Genomic DNA, 16,196 nt, shown 5'->3' with positions numbered 1-16,196 from the left:
GCTCCTTATGCCACTTTCCCGGTGAGCCAGGGCAACTGTGTCTCGCGGTCGGCAAAAACGTATTTTTCCAGGTCCTTGACATCCGGCTCCGGGGACTCCTCGGCAAAGCGGACCACTTCGTTTTCGATGTAGTCGTCGATTTCCTTTTCCAGCTTCTGGAACTCTTCCATGGTGAGGGCGCCTTCCTCGATGAGGCGGTCGCGGAGAATGAAAATGGGGTCGCGCTTCTTCCACATTTCCTCTTCCTCGCGACTGCGGTAAGAACGGGAATCGGACATGGAGTGCCCGCGGTAACGGTAGGTGAGCAGCTCGAGAAAGTAGGGCCCCTTGCGGGAGCGCACATAATCCACGGCGCGGCGCGCGTGCTCGTAGACCACTTCCACGTCCTGCCCGTCACACTGGGCCGATTCGATGCCATAGCCGCAGACGCGCTTGTACTGGTCCACCACCGCTGTGGAGCGGGTAATGGCCGTGCCGATGCCGTACTGATTGTTTTCACAGACGAACAATACCGGCAGCTTGTAGAGCGCCACCATGTTCATGGTTTCGTGGAAGGTACCCTGATTGTTGGCGGCATCACCGAGGAAACAAATGGCGATCTCATCCCCGCCCTTCATCTGGATGCCCTTGCCCAAGCCTGCGGCGAGGGGGAAGGGACCGCCCACCAGAGCGTAGCCCCCCATGAAGCGGTGGGCCACGTCGAAAATGTGCATGGACCCGCCGCGCCCCTTGGAACAGCCGGTTTCCTTGCCATAGAGTTCGGCCATCACCGCTTTCGGATCGGCGCCGCACTTGATGGCATGGATGTGATCCCGGTAACCCGTGATCACGTAGTCGTAGCCGGGACGGGCGGCTTCCATGACGCCGATGCAGCACGCCTCCTGGCCGGGGTAGAGATGCAGAAAGCCACCGATCTTGCGCTCCATGTAGGCCTGGTAGCAGCGCTCCTCGAAGCGGCGCGCAAGCACCATCTCGCGCAGGACGCGTTTCTTGTCTTCCAATTTCATACGCGGTTCCTTGACTGTTGATTCCGGGTTTGCGGCAAGCGGATGCGGCAGATGCGGAATGGGTAGAAGGGGATGGCCGCGTGGGGCCGTCGCGCCTGCCGGACGAGGGTTTGGCTCGTTTGTTTTTGCCGCGGCAGGCCTGTTTCTACCCCGAATCTGGCCCGAACAAAGTCTGCTATCATCGCCAAAGAGTCTGCCTCCGTCAAGCCAATCGTCAGGATTTACATGGATTTACGCCGTTTTCCCGCCGGAGTTTCCTCCCTTGCCCGCATCAACGCCCACGCAGCCCCCGCCAGCGAGCGGAATCTTTCAGGGGCGGGTCATGTGTTGATGGTGCTGCCCGACAGTGAAGCGCTGCCGGATGCGCAACCCCCCTTTGCCAGCAGCCTGCGCCACACCTTGGCGCGGCGGCGGTTGCAACCTGCGCATCTCGCCCGCGAGCCCGTGCTGAGCCAAACGGCCTCGGGGACGCTGGTCTCCTGGGTGAGGCTTGAAGAGGCGCGCACGCCCTTCGAGCGCCTCACCCTTCTGCGCAAGGGACTTACGCCCCTCCTTGAGGAGAATCCGCAGCGGCTTCTGCTGGCGGTGTATGGCACGCCGGAGAAGCGTGCGCGCGCAGCAGCGGAAGCGGCCTACGTGGCCCTCATCAACGGCGCCCCGCTGCCCAGCCACAAGAGCAAGGACGCCCGGAAGGCGCTGGCGTGCATCGATCTTTATGGTTTTGCCGGGGCGCAGACCCTGCGGCGTGTGCAGGCGGTGGCGGCGGGCAATGTGCTCACCCGCGCTCTCACCCAGTTGCCCCCCAATGAACTGACCCCCGGCCTCTACCGCCAACGCATCCGGGCACTGGCGCGGGGGCGGCGCTGGAAATTGCGGGAATTCGGTTTCGACGCCTTGCGCCGCATGGGGGCAGGGGCCTTCTGTGCCGTGGCGCAGGGCAGTCTCACCCGGGATGCGGCGATCGTGCACATAAGTTATGCCCCGCGTGGGGCCAGGCGCAGGCTGGCGCTGGTGGGCAAGGGCATTTGCTTCGACACCGGGGGCCACAACCTGAAACCGGCGCGCCACATGCACGGCATGCACAAGGACATGAACGGCTCGGCCGTGGTGCTGGGTATCCTGCAGGCGGCAGCGGATCTCGCGCTTCCGGTGCGCATCGATGCCTGGCTTGCCTTGGCGCAGAACCACATCAGCCCTGCCGCCTACAAACAGAACGACGTCGTCAGGGCCCTGAACGGCACCACCATCGAGGTGGTGCATACGGATGCCGAAGGGCGCATGGTGCTCGCCGACACCCTGACCCTGGCGGCGCGGGAAAATCCGGAATGCATTCTCGATTTCGCCACCCTCACCGGCAGCATGAAGGTGGCGCTGGGCAACCGCTACAGCGGGGTGCTTTCCAATTCCACCCAACTGCTGGATCTCGCCATTGCCGCGGGTCAGGCCAGCGGGGAGCGGGTGTGTGCCTTCCCCATTGATGCCGACTATGAGGCGGCACTGGAAAGCAAAGTGGCCGACATCAAACAATGCACCATGGAAGGGGAGGCCGACCACATCCTGGCGGCGCGCTTCCTGATGCGCTTCATCGAAGGCCGGCCATGGCTACACATGGATCTCTCCGCCGATGACTGCGAGGGCGGCCTGGGTGCGGTGGCCGGGGAAGTCACCGGTTTCGGCGTGGCCTGGGGCGTGGAGATGATCGAGCGTCTGCTGAAAGAGGCACCACGGTAGGGGCGGACACCCCCTACGCGGCTTAGGCAATTTTCAGCACGATCTTGCCCGTCGTGTGTCCCTGCTCGATCAGGCGGTGGGCCTGCGCCGCTTCCGCAAGCGGCAGGATGTGGGAGACCTTCACCTTGAGCCGGTCCGCTTCCACCAGACGCGCGCCTTCCTCGAGGATGCGCCGCTGGTGGACGCGGTGCTCATGGAGCTGGAAGAGGGAGGGCGTGAGCATCAGCTCCTGGACCACGGCCAGATTGCGCAGCCGCGCGGTCTTGATGGCTTCCGCCGCGCAGTCCATCTGCAGCAGGGTCACCACGCGGCCGTAGATGCGCGTGCAGGCAAAGGAACGGCAAAGGGTCTCACCGCCCACGGTGTCGAGCACCACGTCCACGCCGCGGCCCTGGGTCCAGTCCAGCACCGCCTGGACAAAATCGGCGTCGTGGTAGGCGATGACCCGGTCGGCGCCCAGATGGGTGACCCAGGCGGCTTTGTCCGGCGTGCCGACGGTGGTGATGACCGTGGCGCCGATCTGTTTGGCAAGCTGGATGGCGATATGCCCCACGCCGCCGGCGCCGGCGTGGATGAGCACGGTCTGCCCCTCGGCAAGACAGGTGCGGTCCACGAGGGATTCCCATGCCGTGATCAGCACGAGGGGCAGGGCCGCGGCCTCCTCCATGGTGACGTGGCGGGGCTTGAAGGCCACGTAGTCCTGGTGCACCACCGTGTATTCTGCGTAATTGCCCTGCTCCAGGCCCAGGCCCCCGTTGAAGAAATAGACCTCGTCGCCCGGTGTGAAACGGTGCACGTTGGCCCCCACGCTCTCCACGATGCCGGCGCCATCGCAACCCAGCACGCAGGGGAGCCGCTCCGGGTAATAGGTCCCACTCTTGCGCAGTTTGGTGTCCACGGGGTTTACCCCCGCCGCGCACAGTTTCACCCGCACGTGATCGGGGCTGGGCAGTTCCGGCAGGGGAAGATCGGCAGACTCGAGCACCTCGGGCCCGCCGGCGGCTTTCATGAGAATGGCTTTCATGGCGCCTCCTTGAAGCGGGCAAGTTTATCCGGCCCCGGCCGCCTTGGGAATTGCCCGCCGCCGCACCCAGGCCTTGCGCCCTTCCTCCAGCACCGCCATGGCCAGCGCCATGGTAGCGGCCACCGGCCAGAATTCCAGAGGCAGCGCGGCGGTGCCGAAGATGGCCTGGCCGGGCGCCGTGTAGACGATGGCCAGCAGAAGCCCGATTTCCACGGCGAGGGCGGGCAGCAGGAGACGATTGCCGCCCAGGGTGGTGTCGAACAGGGAGCGGTGGGGGCTGCGGCAGAGAAAGACGTTGACCACCTGCATGACGACGATGCTGGCAAGACAGGCCGTCGTCGCCAAGCGATAGGTCGGATCGGTGGCCGGTGGGATGTCGCCATAGTGCCAGCCATGCTGGGTGAGGACGAGGAAATAGGCGGTCATCGCTGCCGCGGCTTCCAGCAGGCCCAGCCACAGATAGGCGCGGGCGGCCAGGGGCAGATCCATAAGCCGCGCCTGGCGCGGACGCGGTGGCCGGCGCATGACCGCGGCATCAGGACGCTCGGCGCCGAGGGCGAGCGCGGGCAAAAGATCGGTGCCCAAATCCACCGCCAGGATTTGCATCACGGTGAGGGGAAGGGGAATGGCGAACAGCGCGAAAGCCACATAGGGCACGATTTCCGGAATGTTGGAGGTCAGGATGTAGGTGAGGAATTTGCGCAGGTTGTCATACACGGCGCGACCTTCCTCGACGGCGGCAACGATGGTGGCGAAATTGTCGTCGAGGAGGATGAGATCGGCCGCCTCCCGCGCCACATCGGTACCGCTTCTGCCCATGGCGATGCCGATGTCGGCGGCACGCAGCGCCGGCGCATCGTTGACGCCGTCTCCGGTCACCGCCACCACCTCGCCCTTGTGACGCAGGGCCTCGACGACGCGCGTTTTCTGATCCGGGCCGAGGCGGGCGAAGAGGGTTTGCGGCGCATCGAGGGCAAGCTGCAGTTCCGCTGCGGTCATGCGCTCGAGCTCCGGGCCGGTGATGATGCGGACCGGGGCTTCATCGGCAAGGCCGATTTCCCGTGCGAGGGCAAGCGCCGTGCGGGGATGATCCCCCGTCACCATGATGAGACGGACGCCCGCCCGCCGGCAGGTTTCGATGGCGGCGGGCACTTCCGGCCGGGGTGGGTCGCGCAGGGCGACAAAGCCGAGGAAGACGAGATCGGCTTCCGCTTCGGCCGCGTCCGCCTCGGCATCAACCGTTGGCGCAGGCGGCCGCCAGGCGAAAGCGAGCACCCGCAGTCCCCTCTCGGCAATGGCTGCCGCCGTCGCGGCGAGGGTGGCGCGTTCCTCCGCCGTCAGGGGACGTGGCCTGTCGCCCGCCCAGCTGCGGCTGCACAGGGGCAGCACCGTTTCCGGCGCCCCCTTGCAGTAGAGCACGGCGCCTTCCGGCGTGGCGTGCAGGGTGGACAGGCGTTTGCGCTCGCTGTCGAAGGGCACAAGCCCAAGGCGGGGGAAACGCGCCTTGATCCCGTGCCAGGCGGCGAATTCCGCCAGCGCGACCTCCATGGGATCGCCGAGCCGATCGGCGGGGGGCCCTTGCCCGTGCAGCTCGTGGCAGTGGGCGGCGGCGTCGAGCAGGGGGGCGGGCAGGTCCGCCCCTTCGGCCGGCAGGCGATGTCCGGCAACGAACACCTCGGCGACCGCCATCCGGTTCTCGGTCAGGGTGCCGGTCTTGTCGGTGACGATGACGGTTGTCGCCCCCAGTGCTTCCACCGCCGGCAGGTGGCGCACCAAGGCGCGGCGCCTGGCCATGCGTTGGGTGGCCATGGCCAGGGCCAGGGTCATGGTGGGCAGAAGTCCCTCCGGTACGTTGGCGACGATGATGCCGATGGCGAACATAAAATCCGCCGCGAGCGGCATGCCGGCGGCGCGCCCGGCGAAAAAGGCCGCCACCCCGAGCCCGGTGGCAAGCCAGGCGAAAAGCCGGCTCATGTGGGCGATCTCCCCCATGAGGGGGGAGGGCGCCTCCGGCTGCTGCTGGGTGGAGCGGGCAATGGCGCCGAACACGGTGCGCATGCCGGTGGCGAAGACCACGGCAGTGCCCGTGCCCGCCACCACCGAGGTGCCGGCGAGGACCACGTTGCGGCTGTCGAGGAGTGATTCGGCGACGGAGGGTTCGGGCGTGGCGGTGCGCGGCACCGATTCGCCGGTGAGGGTGGCGACGTTGAGGCGCAGGCGTTCGGCGCGGATGAGGCGCGCATCGGCCGGCACCGCATCGCCGGCGTCGAGCTCGATCACATCCCCCGGCACCAGCTCTTCGGCCAGAAGCTTCTCAAGCCGCCCCTGCCGCCACACCTTGGCGCGCAAGGGCAGCAGCCGGCGCAACGCGTCCAGGGTGCGTTCGGCGCGGTATTCTTGCCAGAAGGAAAAAATCCCGTTGATGAGGATGACGCAGACGATGGCGATGGCGAGGGTCCCCATGCCTTGCCCGGGCATGCGCCACTCGGCGAAAAAGGCCAGTGCCGCCGCCACCCACAGGATGAGGGCGAAGAAGTGGACGAACTCCCGCAAGAACCTGAGGAGCAGGGGCGTGCGCCGCGCCGCTTCGATGCTATTTTTGCCGAATTCCCGCAGGCGGCGCTCGGCCTCCGCGCGGGCAAGGCCCACGGGGGAGCTATTGAGACGGGCAAGCGCTTCCTCGACGCTGAGCTGGTGGATTTTCATGATGGGGCGGCAAAAGGCGCATGTTAAACTTAGCGCAAAAGCATCAGGTCCGCTCCCATGTCTGGCAACACCCTCGGCAAGCTCTTCTGCGTCACCAATTTCGGCGAATCCCATGGCCCCGCCATCGGTTGTGTGGTGGACGGCTGTCCGCCCGGCATGAGCCTCACGGTGGAGGACATCCAGCGGGATCTCGACCGGCGCAAACCCGGAACCTCTCGCCACGTGACCCAGCGGCGGGAGTCGGACCGCGTGGAAATCCTTTCCGGCGTGTTCGAGGGGCGCACCACCGGCACCCCCATTGCGCTGGTGATCCGCAACGAAGATGCGCGCAGCCAGGACTATGGCAACCTCGCCACCACCTTCCGCCCGGGGCATGCCGATTACACCTACCTGCAGAAATACGGCATCCGCGACCATCGCGGCGGCGGCCGGTCCTCCGCGCGGCTGACCGCCCCCACGGTGGCGGCGGGCGCCATTGCGCGCAAGTGGCTGAAGGAACGCCACGGCATCGTCATCCGCGGCTGTCTGGCGCAGATGGGGGAGAAGGAAATCCCCTTCGTCAGTTGGGACGAGGTGGATGAGAATCCCTTTTTCGCGCCCAACAATGCCATCGTGCCGGAGCTTGAGGCTTATCTCGACGCCATCCGGCGGGAGAAGGATTCCATCGGCGCCCGGGTGCGGGTGGTGGCCCACAACGTGCCCCCCGGCTGGGGCGAGCCCATCTATGACCGCCTCGATGCCGACATCGCCCACGCCATGATGGGGCTCAACGCGGTGAAAGGGGTGGAGATCGGGGCGGGGTTCCGCGCCGTCACCCAGCGCGGCAGTGAGCACGGTGATGAGCTCACCCCCGAGGGCTTCCGCAGCAATCATGCCGGCGGCATCCTCGGCGGGATTTCCACGGGCCAGGACATCGAGGTATCCATTGCCATCAAGCCCACCTCCAGCATCGCCGTTGCGCGGCGTTCCGTGGACCTTGCTGGCCAGCCGGTGCAGGTGGTGACCACGGGCCGCCACGATCCCTGCGTGGGCATCCGTGCCACCCCCATTGCCGAGGCGCTGCTCGCCATCGTGTTGATGGATCACGCCCTGCGCCATCGCGCGCAGAACGCGGACGTGGTGCCTCCCCTTCCCCCCATCCCGGGCCGCGCCGGCGGGGCCTAGGCCCCACAAAGGCGCCTCAATCCCATGCACACGGAAGGTGGGCAGCCGCATGCAGGCGGGCTCCCCTATTGGGAGCTCGCCGGGTTTTACTTTTTCTATTTCGCCTTCGTCGGCGTCATCTCCCCCTACTGGAGCCTTTATCTCAAGTCGCTTTCCTTCACCGCCTTCGAAATCGGCGTGCTCATGTCGCTGCTGGCCGTGATGCGCATGTTCGCCCCGAATGTGTGGGGACACCTCGCGGACCGCCATGGCCGCCGGGTCTTCATCGTGCAGATCGCCGCTCTTTCCAGCGTGATCGCCTTTTCTGGAGTTTTCCTGGGCGAGAGTTTCGCCCTGCTTTTCGTCTGCATGGCCTTGCTCGCCTTTTTCTGGAGCGCCTCACTGCCCCTGGTGGAGGCCACCACCTTGAGCCATCTGGGGGAACGCACCGATCTTTATGGGAGCATCCGCCTGTGGGGCTCGGTGGGCTTCATCCTCAGCGTGGTGGGGGTGGGGTATCTTCTGGACTACCTTCCCCTGCGCTGGCTGCCCTGGATCGTGCTCGCCACCCTGGTGGGGGTGGCCCTCTTTTCCCGCCACATCCCCGAGGCGCAGGTGGCCAGCCACGACAGTGCCCCGGGCTCGGTGTGGGCGGTGCTGCGCAAGCCGCCGGTCATGGCCCTCATCGCCGCCTGTTTTCTCATGTCGGCGGCGCATGGGCCCTACTACACCTTCTACTCCATTTATCTCGCTGCCCACGGCTACAGCAAAAGCGGCATCGGCTGGCTGTGGGCGCTGGGCGTGCTGTGCGAGATCGGCGTCTTCCTTTATGCGGGGCGGCTGTTTGGCCGTCTGTCCCTGGAGACGGTGCTCAAGGCCAGCTTCGCCTTTGCCGTGGCGCGCTTCCTCATCATTGCCTGGGGGGTGCGGCATCCCTGGCTCATCGTCCTCGCCCAGACCTTCCACGCCGCCACCTTCGGCGCCTATCACGCCTCCGCCATCGCCCTCGTGCATCGTTTCTTCCCCGGCCGCCTGCAGGCACGGGGCCAGGCCCTCTACAACAGCATTTCCTTCGGCGCCGGCGGCACGCTGGGCAGCCTCTACGCGGGTTACAGTTGGGACCTGTGGGGGCCGGCGGTGACCTATTCCCTCGCCGCCGGCTGCGCGCTGCTGGCGCTTTTGCTGCTCGCCTGGCAGCTTGGGCCCGGGCGGTGAGGGGTGTCTTATCAAAACGGCGGCGCCTTGTGCGGCAGAACGATTCCGCCGGATTGGTTGCTTTTCACCGGGGGCTGGGCCATAATTTCCTGCTTTACTGCTATCGCAGTCTCCCATGGCGGGGTTAGCTCAGTTGGTAGAGCACTGGATTGTGGCTCCAGGTGTCGTGGGTTCGATCCCCATACCTCGCCCCAAACAATCAAGCCCCTGCGACAACTCGCCCAAGGCGGCCGGCAAAAGTAAGCAGACCGTAAGCAGGCCGGCCTTTTCCCGGCGGGGAAAAGCAAGGCGTTTCCCCATCCGCCGCTGGGAGATGGCGGCCGGAGGCGCATCCCGGTGAATCGGGGTGAGCGTCAGCCGCTGCGGGGTGTACGCATGAGGCGCGCCCGCTCCCGCTCCCACTCCCGCTTTTTCTCGGCTTCGCGCACGTCGTGTTTCTTCTTGCCCTTCGCCAGGCCGATTTCCGCCTTGATGCGGCCTTTGCTGTAGTGCAGATCGAGGGCAACGAGGGTGTAGCCGGCACGTTCCACCTTGCCGATCAAGCGTTTGATTTCTTCTGCATGGAGCAGCAGTTTGCGGCTGCGGGTGGGGTCCGGGTGGACGTGGCGGGAGACCGTGGGCAGCGGGCTGATATGGGCCCCGATGAGGTAGAGCTCCCCGTTGCGGATGACGACGTAGGATTCCTTGAGCTGGACGCGCCCGGCGCGAATGGCTTTTACCTCCCAGCCCTCGAGGACGATGCCGGCCTCGTACTTTTCCTCGATGAAGTAATCGTGAAAGGCCTTCTTGTTCTGGACGATGGACATGGTGGCCGCCCGGGGTGAACCCGCCGGAAAAATCGCGTATTCTAAACACTTTTGCCATGGGCCGCCTGCCGCCGGCCTGCCGTTTTCGCCCTTACCATGGCGCAAGTCGAAAAATCCGTGCTGGTTGCCTACTCTGCGCCGCAGATGTTCGAGCTGGTGGACCGGGTGGAGGATTATCCCCTCTTCCTTCCCTGGTGCGCCCGCACCGAAGTGGCTTGCCGTGAGGAAGAGCGCGTGGTGGCCACCATCCATATCGATTATCACCACCTGAGGCAAAGCTTTACCACCGAGAATGTGCGGCTGCGCCCCCACCGCATCGAGATGCGGCTTAAGGAAGGGCCCTTTCGCGCCCTGGAGGGAAGCTGGGTGTTCCGTGCCCTGGCGGAGGACGCCTGCAAAGTGGAATTCCGGCTTCACTACGAATTTGCCACGCGCTGGATCGAGAACGTGGTCAATCCGGTGTTCAGCCTGATTGCCGGCAGTCTGGTGGAAGCCTTTGTTGCGCGCGCGGAGAAGCTCTATGGCAACTGAAGAAATCCTGGTGGAAGTGGCCTACGCCCGGCCGGATCAGCAGGTGCTCCTCCCGGTACGGTTACCACCGGGGGCGACGGTGGAGGAAGCCATCCGACGCTCCGGTGTGCTGGAGCGCTTTCCCGAAATCGATCTGACGCGCAACAAGGTGGGCATCTGGTCCAAGCTCAGCAAGCTGGACACTCCCCTGCGCGACCGCGACCGGGTGGAAATCTACCGCCCCCTCATTGCCGATCCGAAGGAGGTCCGGCGTAAACGGGCGGAGGAAGGCAAGGCGATGAAAAAAGGCGGGGGTGAACTCCCGGCCGAGGCTGAATGAGCGGGCCTTGCTTGGCACCTCAAAGGCGGCCCCGCAAGGCCCCCCTGCGGGTGAGCGTTCTTGCTAGGGCTAAGCCGCGCCGAAGCACGGAGGGAGGGATTGCGCTTCCTTTAGCCAGTGCTTCAAGCAAGAAGGGGGTTTTGATGGGGCCTGAGGGACTTGGGGCTACTTGCACCAGGTCTCCACGGCCTTGCGGGCATCGCGGATCGCCTTTTCCCGGGCTGCGTCGTCGAGGAATTCCCGTTCCCCCTCGGCGTTGACCCGCGCCACCCGCTGGCCGCTTTCCAGGAGCCGCAGGTGGTTGCGCGCGGCCTCGCAGTTTGCCTGTTTCTGCCGGGCTTCCTCCGCTTCCTTTTCCTTTTTCGCCTGGGCCTCCGCTTCCGCGGCGCGCCGCTGGCGGAACTCCATTTCCTTTTCCTGCCAGGTTTTCGCCGGGGCGGTGGGCGCGGCGTTGGAAGGCGCGGCCGGCAGGGATTTCGATGTCCTGGCACCAGCCGGCGGAGGCGTGTCCGAGTAGTGAACTCTGCCCTGGGCATCCACCCACCTGTAGAGCTGGGCGGCGGCAAGCCCGGGCAGGGCAAGGGCCAGAAGGAGGGGAAGCAGAACTTTCAAGGCTTGACGGCTCGAGCGAAAAGGCCGCCCGCAGGCGGCCTTGGGCGGCTTACTTGCCCACCACGCTCAAGGGGTAGGATTTCTGGGCAAGGCCCAGGGCGGCATGCTCGCTGGCCGTTTTCGCATGCTTGATCACCGCTGCGCTGTCCCCTTTTTGCGCGGCTTCCTTCGCCGCTTTCAGCGCATCTTCGGCGGTGGTCCACAGAGCGCCTTTGGCGTCGGCGGCCTTCACATCCGCTTCCGCCTTGGCCAGGGCGGCCTTGGCTTCGTCGGACAAAGCCGGGGTCGCTGCGGCCTGGGGCTGGCTCGGGGTGGTCTGGCAACCGGCAAGGGCCAGGAAACCGGCAGCGGCAAGGGTGATGAGTACCTGTTTCATCGTTTTGGGCTCCTCTTTTGGTCAGTGGATATCCTGATTTGCTTATATATGCGCTCTGCGCTGGCGCTACCTTAGCGTGATGGGCGGCCGGTCGTCAACCGACGCGTTTACCCGGGCCGGCGTGAGCCCGTATAATGTTTTTTTGTTCTGGAAGCCAAGAATGCGCATTCTGCAGAAAGCTCTCACCTTCGACGACGTCCTCCTCGTCCCGGCCTATTCCACCGTCCTGCCCAGGGACGTGTCCCTGAAGACGCGACTCACCCGCGGCATCGAACTGAATCTACCCCTGGTGTCCGCCGCCATGGACACCGTCACCGAGGCGGCCATGGCCATCGCCATCGCCCAGGAAGGCGGGCTGGGGGTGATCCACAAGAATATGTCGGCGGAGCAGCAGGCGGCGCAGGTGTTGCGGGTCAAGCGCTTCGAAAGTGGGGTGGTCAAGGACCCGGTCACCATCCCGCCGGACATGCCAGTGCGGGAAGTGCTCCAGCTCACCCGCCTGCACAGGATTTCCGGCCTGCCCGTGGTGGAGGGCAGGAAACTGGTGGGCATCGTCACCAACCGCGATCTGCGTTTCGAGACCAATCTGGATCAGCCGGTGAAGGCCATCATGACGCCCAAGGAGCGCTTGGTGACGGTGAAGGAAAACGCCTCCCGCGAGGAAGCCCTGGCCCTCATGCACAAATACCGCCTGGAACGGGTGCTGGTGGTCAACGACGACTTCGAGCTTAAGGGCCTGATCACCGTCAAGGACATCCAGAAATCCACCGAACACCCCAATGCCTGCAAGGATCAACTGGGCCGGCTACGGGTGGGCGCGGCGGTGGGGGTGGGCGAAGGCACCAACGAGCGGGTGGAAGCGCTGGTGGAAGCGGGGGTGGACGTCATCGTGGTGGATACGGCGCACGGTCATTCCAAGGGCGTGCTCGACCGGGTGAAATGGGTGAAGAAGCATTTCCCCCAGGTGCAGGTGATCGGCGGCAACATCGCCACGGCGGAAGCGGCGCGGGCCTTGGTGGATCACGGGGCGGACGGGGTGAAGGTGGGGATTGGCCCCGGTTCCATCTGCACCACGCGCATCGTGGCCGGTGTCGGCGTGCCCCAGATCACCGCGGTGGCCAATGTGGCCGAGGCCCTGCGGGGCACGGGGGTGCCCGTCATCGCGGATGGCGGCATCCGCTACTCCGGCGACATTGCGAAGGCGCTGGCGGCGGGCGCAGATGCCGTGATGCTGGGAGGGCTGCTCGCCGGCACCGACGAAGCGCCGGGGGAAATCGAGCTTTTCCAGGGACGCTCCTATAAATCCTATCGCGGCATGGGTTCCCTGGGCGCCATGCAGCAGGGTTCCAGTGACCGCTACTTCCAGGACGAGGCGAACAAGGAAAAGCTCGTGCCGGAAGGTATCGAGGGCCGCGTGCCCTACAAGGGCAGCGTGCTGACCGTCATCCATCAGCTCATGGGGGGGCTGCGTTCCAGCATGGGTTATCTGGGCTGTGAAAGCATTGCCGCCATGCATGAACGCGCGGTCTTCGTGGAAATCACCTCTGCCGGCGTGCGTGAGTCCCACGTGCACGACGTACAGATCGTCAAGGAAGCGCCCAACTACCGCATCGGCGACTGAAAGCGGCAGGCATGCCCGGGGGCCTGCACCGCCAGGGCATTGCAGTGCGGCCACGGGCTGACAGAACATGCACGACAAAATCCTCATCCTCGATTTCGGTTCCCAGTACACCCAACTCATCGCCCGTCGGGTACGGGAAAGTGAGGTGTATTGCGAGCTCCATCCCTACGATGTGGCGGAACAGTTCATCCGCGATTTCAACCCCAAGGGGATCATCCTCTCCGGCGGCCCGGCCTCCGTCTATGAGGCGCAGACCCCTCGCGCTCCCGATATCGTCTTCCACCTCGGTGTGCCCGTGCTGGGCATCTGCTACGGCATGCAGACCATGGCCGCCCAGCTCGGGGGCAAGGTGGAAAACGCCACGCATCGGGAATTCGGCTATGCCGAGGTGCGTGTGCACGGACATTCCGCCCTGCTGCGGGACATCCAGGATCGCTGCGATGCCGATGGCCACTGCTGGCTGGATGTCTGGATGAGCCATGGCGACAAGGTCACCGCGTTGCCGCCGGGTTTCAAGGTCATCTGTGAGAATGCGGCCACACCCATCGCCGGCATGGCCGACGACAGCCGGCGGTTTTATGGTCTGCAGTTTCATCCCGAGGTCACCCACACCCTGCAGGGCAGGGCCATCATCGACCGTTTCGTGCACGACATCTGCGGCTGTGGCCACGACTGGAACATGCCCGATTACGTGGAAGAGGCTATCGGCCGCATCCGCTCCGAGGTGGGCAGCGAGGAAGTCATCCTGGGGCTATCGGGAGGGGTGGATTCGTCGGTGGTCGCCGCCCTGCTGCACCGCGCCATCGGCGATCAGCTCACCTGTGTCTTCGTTGACAACGGCCTGCTGCGCGTCAACGAGGCGGAACAGGTCATGGCCACCTTCGCCCGCAATCTGGGGGTGCGCGTCATCCACGTGGATGCCTCGGAGCGTTTCATGTCCGCCCTGCGCGGGGTGACCGATCCCGAAGAGAAACGTAAGATCATCGGCCGCGAATTCGTCCACGTCTTCCAGGAGGAAGCGGCAAAACTGCCCAACGTCAAATGGCTGGCGCAGGGCACCATCTACCCCGACGTGATCGAATCGGCGAGCGCCAAAACCAAGAAAGCCCATACCATCAAGTCACACCACAACGTGGGCGGCCTGCCGGAAACCCTGCACCTCAAGCTTCTGGAACCGCTGCGTGAACTCTTCAAGGACGAAGTGCGCCAACTGGGGCTCGCCCTGGGCCTGCCCCATGACATGGTCTATCGGCATCCCTTTCCCGGTCCGGGGCTGGGAGTGCGCATCCTGGGGGAGGTGAAGCGCGAATATGCCGACCTGCTGCGGCGTGCCGACGCCATCTTCATCGAAGAGCTGCGTGCCTCCGGCTGGTACGAGAAAACCTCCCAGGCCTTTGCCGTCTTCCTGCCGGTGAAGTCGGTGGGCGTCATGGGCGATGGCCGCACCTATGATTACGTCGTTGCCCTGCGCGCGGTGCAGACCCAGGATTTCATGACCGCCCACTGGGCGGAGCTGCCCTACACCCTCCTGGCCAAAGTCTCCAACCGCATCATCAACGAAGTCCGCGGCATCAACCGCGTCGTCTACGACATCTCCAGCAAACCCCCCGCAACCATCGAGTGGGAGTGAGCAGGGGTCTCGCAGCGACTGGCGAGAACAAGCGATGGTCCCGGTCGTTTGCACAGCCACCGGGGAGGAATAAGCTAAGGCCGGTGCCGGAGAGATGGTTTTGGCGTTCCCGGATTTGAAAGATTGTAGGCGAAGCGCTGTGGAGCTTGTGGGCAGCCGCCTGAGCGCGCAAAGCGCTTAAGCGGGAACCGGCGCAGCCGGCTGCCCACAAATCCACAGTGCATCGCGCTTGTTGCATGTCACGCCGCCAAGGGTTGGGCTTTCGCCAACGCATCGAAGTAGGTCTCATCCAGCGTTTTCCAACCCAGCGACTGATGCGGTCGCTGGCGGTTATACCAGTCGAAGCATTCGGCAATGCGCCTTTTTTGCTCGATGCCCGTGTCGCACGGGTGCAGATAGACCCATTCGTGGTTGATGGTCCACCACAGCCGTTCGACGAAGATGTTACCGTGGCAGCGTCCCCGGCCATCCATGCTGATCTGGATGCCTTGCGCCTTGAGCACGCGGGTGAGTTCGGCGCGGGTGAATTGGCGGGCCTGGTCGGTGTTGAGGATCTCGGGGGTTCCGTAGCGGGAGATGGCCTCCTTGAGTGCCACCGTGCAGAAGTCGCTGGTCAGCGTGTTTGACAGACGCCATGCCAGCACTTTCCTGGTCGCCCAGCCCATGATCGCGCACAGGTAGAGGAAGCCGTGCCGTATGCGGATGTAGGTGATGTCGGTCGCCCAAACCTGGTTCGGCCGGTCGATGATGAGGCCGCGCAGCGGATAAGGCTAGACCTTGTGCTCCGGATGCGGCCGGCTGGGGCCGGGCTTGGGGCCGACCACCCACAGGCCGAGCTTCCCCATCAGCCGACGGATGCGGCAGCATCCGACGAGGACGGCTTACCGTTTGAGCATGACCTGCAGTCGCCGGCTGCCATACATCGGGTTCTCGGTGAAGCGTTCGTCGAGCCGCTTGAGCAGGTCGATCTCCTCCTGTGACGCCGGCTTGGGCCGGTAATAGACGCTGCTGCGAGAGATGGCCAGCAACTTGGCTTGCCGGGTTACGGACAGCACGCTCCCCCGGGCAATCATCGCGCGCCTTTCAGCAGGCGGGCCATGGCGGGCTGTCCGGCCAAGAAAACGCAGTTTCAGTGCAGGCTAACGCGGGCAGGGCGTTACGCCGGAACTAAATCCCGTTCGACCTGCAACTGGCCAATCTTGCGGTGCAGGTGGTCGATGACCTTCTGCGGGTCTTCCATCTTCTTGTTGCCCCGCTCGAATAGCGTCTTGGCGTTCTTCGCCAGTTCCTGCTTCCAGGCGCTGATCATCGTCGGATGCACGCCGAATTCCGAGACGAGTTCCGCCAGCCGTGTTGCTTGCGTTTCGCGCCCATGTTTCACGTTCCTTTCAAACAGTCGGTGGATTCAATCTCGAAGTGCAACGCGGCTGTATGATTGCATAAATACCTGATGAGGTGTTTTCCAGTTCAGGCGT

The 16,196-nt window shown here is 64.8% G+C and carries 16 protein-coding genes and 1 tRNA gene; 8 read left to right on the top strand and 9 right to left on the bottom strand.

Annotated elements, in window-relative coordinates:
* Window positions 1-5: 5 nt before the first annotated feature.
* On the bottom strand, window positions 6-1,007 hold the full coding sequence (gene pdhA, locus K6T56_03730; GenBank protein MCL6555455.1) for a pyruvate dehydrogenase (acetyl-transferring) E1 component subunit alpha: 1,002 nt from the start codon (window positions 1,005-1,007) through the stop codon (window positions 6-8).
* Window positions 1,008-1,232: 225 nt separating this feature from the next.
* Between pdhA and K6T56_03725 the strand changes: the two genes are divergently transcribed.
* Window positions 1,233-2,738 carry a leucyl aminopeptidase family protein gene (locus K6T56_03725; protein MCL6555454.1) on the top strand — a complete coding sequence of 502 codons (1,506 nt, stop codon included), beginning with the start codon at window positions 1,233-1,235 and terminating at the stop codon, window positions 2,736-2,738.
* A gap of 22 nt (window positions 2,739-2,760) precedes the next feature.
* On the opposite strand, the gene K6T56_03720 is transcribed toward K6T56_03725, so the two are convergent.
* Together K6T56_03720 and K6T56_03715 are read right to left on the bottom strand one after the other, a co-directional pair.
* The gene (locus K6T56_03720; GenBank protein MCL6555453.1) at window positions 2,761-3,762 is read right to left on the bottom strand and encodes a zinc-dependent alcohol dehydrogenase family protein; all 1,002 of its coding nucleotides are present in this window, start codon (window positions 3,760-3,762) and stop codon (window positions 2,761-2,763) included.
* 24 nt (window positions 3,763-3,786) lie between these two features.
* Window positions 3,787-6,468 (bottom strand): cation-transporting P-type ATPase, encoded by a 2,682-nt coding sequence (locus K6T56_03715; GenBank protein MCL6555452.1) that lies wholly within the window; start codon window positions 6,466-6,468, stop codon window positions 3,787-3,789.
* A gap of 57 nt (window positions 6,469-6,525) precedes the next feature.
* Between K6T56_03715 and aroC the strand changes: the two genes are divergently transcribed.
* The 3 genes from aroC to K6T56_03700 all read left to right on the top strand — a co-directional run bounded on the left by aroC (window position 6,526) and on the right by K6T56_03700 (window position 9,020).
* Window positions 6,526-7,632: a chorismate synthase gene (gene aroC / locus K6T56_03710; protein ID MCL6555451.1), complete on the top strand. Its 1,107-nt coding sequence runs from the start codon at window positions 6,526-6,528 to the stop codon at window positions 7,630-7,632.
* Between the two features lie 24 nt (window positions 7,633-7,656).
* Window positions 7,657-8,826, top strand: coding sequence for an MFS transporter (locus K6T56_03705; protein ID MCL6555450.1), 1,170 nt, complete (start codon window positions 7,657-7,659; stop codon window positions 8,824-8,826).
* Between the two features lie 118 nt (window positions 8,827-8,944).
* Window positions 8,945-9,020, top strand: a tRNA-His gene (locus tag K6T56_03700).
* 159 nt (window positions 9,021-9,179) lie between these two features.
* Here the strand turns inward: K6T56_03700 and smpB are convergent.
* On the bottom strand, window positions 9,180-9,632 hold the full coding sequence (smpB, locus tag K6T56_03695) for an SsrA-binding protein SmpB (protein ID MCL6555449.1): 453 nt from the start codon (window positions 9,630-9,632) through the stop codon (window positions 9,180-9,182).
* 96 nt (window positions 9,633-9,728) lie between these two features.
* On the opposite strand from smpB, the gene K6T56_03690 reads away from it, so the two are divergent.
* A complete protein-coding gene (locus K6T56_03690; GenBank protein MCL6555448.1) occupies window positions 9,729-10,163 on the top strand; it encodes a type II toxin-antitoxin system RatA family toxin in 435 nt (144 codons plus the stop codon).
* Window positions 10,153-10,482, top strand: coding sequence for an RnfH family protein (locus tag K6T56_03685; protein ID MCL6555447.1), 330 nt, complete (start codon window positions 10,153-10,155; stop codon window positions 10,480-10,482). The genes K6T56_03690 and K6T56_03685 overlap by 11 nt, the downstream gene beginning before the upstream one ends.
* 165 nt (window positions 10,483-10,647) lie before the next feature.
* On the opposite strand, the gene K6T56_03680 is transcribed toward K6T56_03685, so the two are convergent.
* Complete coding sequence (locus K6T56_03680) at window positions 10,648-11,094, bottom strand: DUF4124 domain-containing protein (GenBank protein MCL6555446.1); 447 nt, start codon at window positions 11,092-11,094, stop codon at window positions 10,648-10,650.
* A 49-nt stretch (window positions 11,095-11,143) separates the two neighbouring features.
* On the bottom strand, window positions 11,144-11,470 hold the full coding sequence (locus tag K6T56_03675; protein ID MCL6555445.1) for a hypothetical protein: 327 nt from the start codon (window positions 11,468-11,470) through the stop codon (window positions 11,144-11,146).
* A gap of 160 nt (window positions 11,471-11,630) precedes the next feature.
* Between K6T56_03675 and guaB the strand changes: the two genes are divergently transcribed.
* Both guaB and guaA read left to right on the top strand, forming a co-directional pair.
* Window positions 11,631-13,091: an IMP dehydrogenase gene (gene guaB / locus K6T56_03670; GenBank protein MCL6555444.1), complete on the top strand. Its 1,461-nt coding sequence runs from the start codon at window positions 11,631-11,633 to the stop codon at window positions 13,089-13,091.
* A 67-nt stretch (window positions 13,092-13,158) separates the two neighbouring features.
* Window positions 13,159-14,721: a glutamine-hydrolyzing GMP synthase gene (gene guaA / locus K6T56_03665; protein MCL6555443.1), complete on the top strand. Its 1,563-nt coding sequence runs from the start codon at window positions 13,159-13,161 to the stop codon at window positions 14,719-14,721.
* Window positions 14,722-14,960: 239 nt separating this feature from the next.
* On the opposite strand, the gene K6T56_03660 is transcribed toward guaA, so the two are convergent.
* The 3 genes from K6T56_03660 to K6T56_03650 all read right to left on the bottom strand — a co-directional run bounded on the left by K6T56_03660 (window position 14,961) and on the right by K6T56_03650 (window position 16,102).
* On the bottom strand, window positions 14,961-15,482 hold the full coding sequence (locus tag K6T56_03660) for a DDE-type integrase/transposase/recombinase (protein MCL6555442.1): 522 nt from the start codon (window positions 15,480-15,482) through the stop codon (window positions 14,961-14,963).
* Between the two features lie 120 nt (window positions 15,483-15,602).
* Window positions 15,603-15,749, bottom strand: a complete 147-nt coding sequence (locus K6T56_03655) for a hypothetical protein (protein MCL6555441.1) — start codon at window positions 15,747-15,749, stop codon at window positions 15,603-15,605.
* A gap of 128 nt (window positions 15,750-15,877) precedes the next feature.
* The gene (locus tag K6T56_03650) at window positions 15,878-16,102 is read right to left on the bottom strand and encodes a hypothetical protein (GenBank protein MCL6555440.1); all 225 of its coding nucleotides are present in this window, start codon (window positions 16,100-16,102) and stop codon (window positions 15,878-15,880) included.
* Window positions 16,103-16,196 lie beyond the last annotated feature (94 nt).

This window comes from Burkholderiales bacterium, from assembly GCA_023511995.1.
Classification (GTDB): Bacteria; Pseudomonadota; Gammaproteobacteria; order Burkholderiales; family Thiobacteraceae; genus Thiobacter.
The sequence above is the reverse complement of the archived record's forward strand: the minus strand, read 5'-3'. Positions and strand labels throughout refer to the sequence as shown.

Coding starts and splice junctions, on each gene's coding strand:
- pdhA (MCL6555455.1), bottom strand. CDS start 1,007: ATGAAATTGGAAGACAAGAAACGCGTCCTGCGCGAGATGGTGCTTGCG.
- K6T56_03725 (MCL6555454.1), top strand. CDS start 1,233: ATGGATTTACGCCGTTTTCCCGCCGGAGTTTCCTCCCTTGCCCGCATC.
- K6T56_03720 (MCL6555453.1), bottom strand. CDS start 3,762: ATGAAAGCCATTCTCATGAAAGCCGCCGGCGGGCCCGAGGTGCTCGAG.
- K6T56_03715 (MCL6555452.1), bottom strand. CDS start 6,468: ATGAAAATCCACCAGCTCAGCGTCGAGGAAGCGCTTGCCCGTCTCAAT.
- aroC (MCL6555451.1), top strand. CDS start 6,526: ATGTCTGGCAACACCCTCGGCAAGCTCTTCTGCGTCACCAATTTCGGC.
- K6T56_03705 (MCL6555450.1), top strand. CDS start 7,657: ATGCACACGGAAGGTGGGCAGCCGCATGCAGGCGGGCTCCCCTATTGG.
- smpB (MCL6555449.1), bottom strand. CDS start 9,632: ATGTCCATCGTCCAGAACAAGAAGGCCTTTCACGATTACTTCATCGAG.
- K6T56_03690 (MCL6555448.1), top strand. CDS start 9,729: ATGGCGCAAGTCGAAAAATCCGTGCTGGTTGCCTACTCTGCGCCGCAG.
- K6T56_03685 (MCL6555447.1), top strand. CDS start 10,153: ATGGCAACTGAAGAAATCCTGGTGGAAGTGGCCTACGCCCGGCCGGAT.
- K6T56_03675 (MCL6555445.1), bottom strand. CDS start 11,470: ATGAAACAGGTACTCATCACCCTTGCCGCTGCCGGTTTCCTGGCCCTT.
- guaB (MCL6555444.1), top strand. CDS start 11,631: ATGCGCATTCTGCAGAAAGCTCTCACCTTCGACGACGTCCTCCTCGTC.
- guaA (MCL6555443.1), top strand. CDS start 13,159: ATGCACGACAAAATCCTCATCCTCGATTTCGGTTCCCAGTACACCCAA.